Origin of the sequence: Serinicoccus sediminis (assembly GCF_004153545.1) — a bacterium.
Taxonomy (GTDB): Bacteria; Actinomycetota; Actinomycetes; order Actinomycetales; family Dermatophilaceae; genus Ornithinicoccus; species Ornithinicoccus sediminis_A.
Map to the genome: position 1 here is coordinate 1 of NZ_SDVA01000030.1, position 5578 is coordinate 5578.

At 57.8% G+C, this 5578-nt stretch carries 3 rRNA genes; all 3 read right to left on the reverse strand.

Annotated features, from left to right (window positions below):
• Positions 1–50: 50 nt before the first annotated feature.
• The 3 genes from rrf to EUS26_RS16395 all read right to left on the reverse strand — a co-directional run bounded on the left by rrf (position 51) and on the right by EUS26_RS16395 (position 5437).
• Positions 51–167: ribosomal RNA gene (rrf, locus tag EUS26_RS16385) — 5S ribosomal RNA — on the reverse strand.
• Between the two features lie 131 nt (positions 168–298).
• Positions 299–3436, reverse strand: a 23S ribosomal RNA gene (locus tag EUS26_RS16390).
• Between the two features lie 464 nt (positions 3437–3900).
• Positions 3901–5437 (reverse strand): 16S ribosomal RNA (locus tag EUS26_RS16395).
• The 16S, 23S and 5S rRNA genes sit together here, the layout of an rRNA operon.
• Between the last annotated feature and the right edge of the window lie 141 nt (positions 5438–5578).

Genomic DNA, 5578 nt, shown 5'->3' on the forward strand with positions numbered 1-5578 from the left:
GGGCATGCGAAAGGGCCCGCCCTGGTGGGCGGGCCCTTTCGTGAAGGGTGGTCCGGCGGTGTCCTACTCTCCCACACCGTTCCCAGTGCAGTACCATCGGCGCTGTCAGGCTTAGCTTCCGGGTTCGGAATGTGACCGGGCGTTTCCCTGACGCTATGACCGCCGTAACATGTTTGACCTTGTCAACCATGGCCACGACACCAACCCTGTTCGGGTCGGGGGGTGACCGGGGTGTGGTTGTGGGTCAGGAACCGTGCAGTGGACGCGAGCGATCTGTGTCAGTCTTTGATGCTTGGGTTTTGTTAAGTTATCGGCTTATTAGTACCGGTCAGCTCCGCACATTGCTGTGCTTCCACGTCCGGCCTATCAACCCAGTAGTCTAGCTGGGAGCCTCTCCACCCTAGGGGTGATGGAAACCTCATCTCGAAGTGTGCTTCCCGCTTAGATGCTTTCAGCGGTTATCACGTCCGAACGTAGCTAATCAGCGGTGCCCTTGGCAGGACAACTGACACACCAGTGGTTCGTCCATCCCGGTCCTCTCGTACTAGGGACAGCTCTCCTCAAGTTTCCTACGCGCGCAGCGGATAGGGACCGAACTGTCTCACGACGTTCTAAACCCAGCTCGCGTACCGCTTTAATGGGCGAACAGCCCAACCCTTGGGACCGACTCCAGCCCCAGGATGCGACGAGCCGACATCGAGGTGCCAAACCATGCCGTCGATATGAGCTCTTGGGCAGGATCAGCCTGTTATCCCCGGGGTACCTTTTATCCGTTGAGCGACGGCGCTTCCACAAGCCACCGTCGGGTCACTAGTCCCGACTTTCGTCTCTGCTCGACATGTCTGTCTCACAGTCAAGCTCCCTTGTGCACTTACACTCGACACCTGATTGCCAACCAGGCTGAGGGAACCTTTGGGCGCCTCCGTTACTTTTTGGGAGGCAACCGCCCCAGTTAAACTACCCACCAGGCACTGTCTCTGGTCCGGATCACGGACCGAGGTTAGATATCCAGAACGACCAGAGTGGTATTTCAACGTTGACTCCACGACCACTGGCGTGGCCGCTTCACAGTCTCCCACCTATCCTACACAAGCCGTACCGAACACCAATACCAAGCTATAGTAAAGGTCCCGGGGTCTTTCCGTCCTGCTGCGCGTAACGAGCATCTTTACTCGTAGTGCAATTTCGCCGAGTTCGCGGTTGAGACAGTGGAGAAGTCGTTACGCCATTCGTGCAGGTCGGAACTTACCCGACAAGGAATTTCGCTACCTTAGGATGGTTATAGTTACCACCGCCGTTTACTGGCGCTTAAGTTCAGAGCTTCACCCACGAATGGGTTGACCCGTCCCCTTAACGTTCCAGCACCGGGCAGGCGTCAGTCCGTATACATCGTCTTGCGACTTCGCACGGACCTGTGTTTTTAGTAAACAGTCGCTTCTCCCTGGTCTCTGCGGCCTTCAGCGCTAACCCGCGAGGGGTTTCACGCGTCCGGCCCCCCTTCTCCCGAAGTTACGGGGGCATTTTGCCGAATTCCTTAACCACGATTCACTCGATCGCCTCGGTATTCTCTACCTCACCACCTGAGTCGGTTTGGGGTACGGGCGGCTCGAACCTCGCTAGGAACTTTTCTTGGCAGCATAGGATCACCCTGCTTCCCGCATACGCGGTCACGATCAAGCCTCGGGCACTGATGGGGCGGATTTACCACTCCCCGGCCCTGCGCTCTTCGACGTGGACAACCATCGCCACGCGGAGGCTACCTTCCTGCGTCCTTCCATCGCTTACCTACTACCAGCTCGGGTCACGCGTTCCACCGCCCGGTACCCGACCCCGAAGGGCCGGACACGATGGGCGGCTTCAGGCGCTTAGCATCCCCGGATTCGGTATGGGGCGGTTCTTCGCCGGTTCCGGAATATCAACCGGATGTCCATCGACTACGCCTGTCGGCCTCGCCTTAGGTCCCGACTTACCCAGGGCAGATTAGCTTGACCCTGGAACCCTTGGTGATTCGGCGGAAGAGTTTCTCACTCTTCTTTCGCTACTCATGCCTGCATTCTCACTCGTGCCGGATCCACACCTCGATCACTCGGATGCTTCACTCCCGGCACGACGCTCCCCTACCCATCAACACGCCTGAACACCACCCACGAAAGGTGATGCTGAGCAAAGTGCTGATGCCACAGCTTCGGTGGTGTGCTTGAGCCCCGCTACATTGTCGGCGCGGAATCACTTGACCAGTGAGCTATTACGCACTCTTTCAAGGGTGGCTGCTTCTAAGCCAACCTCCTGGTTGTCTTCGCAACTCCACATCCTTTCCCACTTAGCACACGCTTAGGGACCTTAGCTGGTGATCTGGGCTGTTTCCCTCTCGACTACGAAGCTTATCCCCCGCAGTCTCACTGCCATGCTCTCACTTACCGGCATTCGGAGTTTGGCTGACGTCAGTAACCCGGTAAGGCCCATCAGCCATCCAGTAGCTCTACCTCCGGCAAGAAACACATGACGCTGCACCTAAATGCATTTCGGGGAGAACCAGCTATCACGGAGTTTGATTGGCCTTTCACCCCTACCCACAGCTCATCCCCTCAGTTTTCAACCTAAGTGGGTTCGGGCCTCCACGCGGTCTTACCCGCGCTTCACCCTGGCCATGGGTAGATCACTCCGCTTCGGGTCTAGACCCAGCGACTCATACGCCCTGTTCGGACTCGCTTTCGCTACGGCTTCCCCACACGGGTTAACCTCGCCACTGAGCACTAACTCGCAGGCTCATTCTTCAAAAGGCACGCCGTCACCACACACGAGGTGCAGCTCCGACGGATTGTAAGCGCACGGTTTCAGGAACTATTTCACTCCCCTCCCGGGGTACTTTTCACCTTTCCCTCACGGTACTTGTCCGCTATCGGTCACGAGGTAATATTTAGGCTTAGCAGGTGGTCCTGCCAGATTCGTACGGGATTTCTCGGGCCCCGTACTACTCGGGAGGCGGCACACACAGTCGCGGGTGTTTCGGCTACCGGGGTCTCACCGTCTACGCCAGGCCTTTCCAGACCCTTCACCTACACCACACGATTTCTTACTGTGCACCAGGCTGGTAGACCCGGTACGCGCCACTCCCACAACCCCGCAGCTGCAACCCCTACCAGGTATCACACAACTACGGTTTAGCCTCATCCGCTTTCGCTCGCCACTACTCACGGAATCACATGTTGTTTTCTCTTCCTGTGGGTACTGAGATGTTTCACTTCCCCACGTTCCCTCCACACACCCTATATATTCAGGTGCGGGTGACCAGCGATGAAGCTGGCCGGGTTTCCCCATTCGGACACCCTCGGATCACAGTCTGGTTATCGACTCCCCGAGGCTTATCGCAGATTCCTACGTCCTTCTTCGGTTCCTCGTGCCAAGGCATCCACCGTGCGCTCTTAAAAACTTAACAAAAAGCAACAAAGATACAGATGCTCGCGTCCACTGTACAGTTCTCAACCAACAACCAGCCACCAGACCGGATCAGCCACCACACACCCCCACCAACAGTGGGAGCGGGTATGACAACCCAGCACCTGGCCCCAGCCTCGAAGCACCCGACCAACCACCCCCACCCACACATCCGTGCGCGCGGAGGACAGCCGGCCCGATCCCTCAGGACCCAACAGCGTGTTTGCACCACCCACCAGGCGACACCACCCCAGCTTTCCCCGACCACCCACACCAGCCACCAGACCCCAAAAGGTCCAGCACCAGCATCGGCGGTCCGTACTCACCACGGACAGCACCACCCCAGCAGGGGCGACAGTTCTTCGACGTTCCACCCAGAGCAACCCCGGGCACCACACTCGGGTGCACCACGAGGCCACACACACCCCCACCCGAAGGTGACGGGGTGCTGTTGATGCTCCTTAGAAAGGAGGTGATCCAGCCGCACCTTCCGGTACGGCTACCTTGTTACGACTTAGTCCCAATCACCAGTCCCACCTTCGACAGCTCCCTCCACAAGGGTTGGGCCACCGGCTTCGGGTGTTACCGACTTTCGTGACTTGACGGGCGGTGTGTACAAGGCCCGGGAACGTATTCACCGCAGCGTTGCTGATCTGCGATTACTAGCGACTCCGACTTCATGGGGTCGAGTTGCAGACCCCAATCCGAACTGAGACCGGCTTTCTGGGATTCGCTCCCCCTCACGGGATCGCAGCCCTTTGTACCGGCCATTGTAGCATGCGTGAAGCCCAAGACGTAAGGGGCATGATGATTTGACGTCATCCCCACCTTCCTCCGAGTTGACCCCGGCAGTCTCCCATGAGTCCCCAACCACCCAAAGGTGTTGCTGGCAACATGGAACGAGGGTTGCGCTCGTTGCGGGACTTAACCCAACATCTCACGACACGAGCTGACGACAACCATGCACCACCTGTACACCAGCCACAAAGGGAAACCACATCTCTGCGGTCGTCCGGTGTATGTCAAGCCTTGGTAAGGTTCTTCGCGTTGCATCGAATTAATCCGCATGCTCCGCCGCTTGTGCGGGCCCCCGTCAATTCCTTTGAGTTTTAGCCTTGCGGCCGTACTCCCCAGGCGGGGCGCTTAATGCGTTAGCTGCGGCACGGACCCCGTGGAATGGGACCCACACCTAGCGCCCAACGTTTACGGCGTGGACTACCAGGGTATCTAATCCTGTTCGCTCCCCACGCTTTCGCTTCTCAGCGTCAGTAATGGCCCAGAGACCTGCCTTCGCCATCGGTGTTCCTCCTGATATCTGCGCATTCCACCGCTACACCAGGAATTCCAGTCTCCCCTACCACACTCTAGCCTGCCCGTACCCACTGCAGACCCGGGGTTAAGCCCCGGGCTTTCACAGCAGACGCGACAAGCCGCCTACAAGCTCTTTACGCCCAATAATTCCGGACAACGCTCGCACCCTACGTATTACCGCGGCTGCTGGCACGTAGTTAGCCGGTGCTTCTTCTGCTCCTACCGTCACCCGCAAGCGGGCTTCGTCAGAGCTGAAAGAGGTTTACAACCCGAAGGCCGTCATCCCTCACGCGGCGTCGCTGCATCAGGCTTGCGCCCATTGTGCAATATTCCCCACTGCTGCCTCCCGTAGGAGTCTGGGCCGTGTCTCAGTCCCAGTGTGGCCGGTCACCCTCTCAGGCCGGCTACCCGTCGTCGCCTTGGTAGGCCATTACCCCACCAACAAGCTGATAGGCCGCGAGTCCATCAACCACCGAAATAAATCTTTCCACACCACCCCATGCAGGGCAATGTCATATCCAGTATTAGACGCCGTTTCCAGCGCTTATCCCAGAGTGGAAGGCAGGTTACTCACGTGTTACTCACCCGTTCGCCACTAATCCACGGTGCAAGCACCGCTTCATCGTTCGACTTGCATGTGTTAAGCACGCCGCCAGCGTTCGTCCTGAGCCAGGATCAAACTCTCCGATAAAAAACAAAACCATTACCGAACAGATAACGATCCCAACAAAAACCACAACCAGCACCCGGGGGCGGGCACCAGCCATGGCAAACAAAACATGGCATCAAAAAACAAACACGCTGTTGAGTTCTCAAGAATCGGACACACACC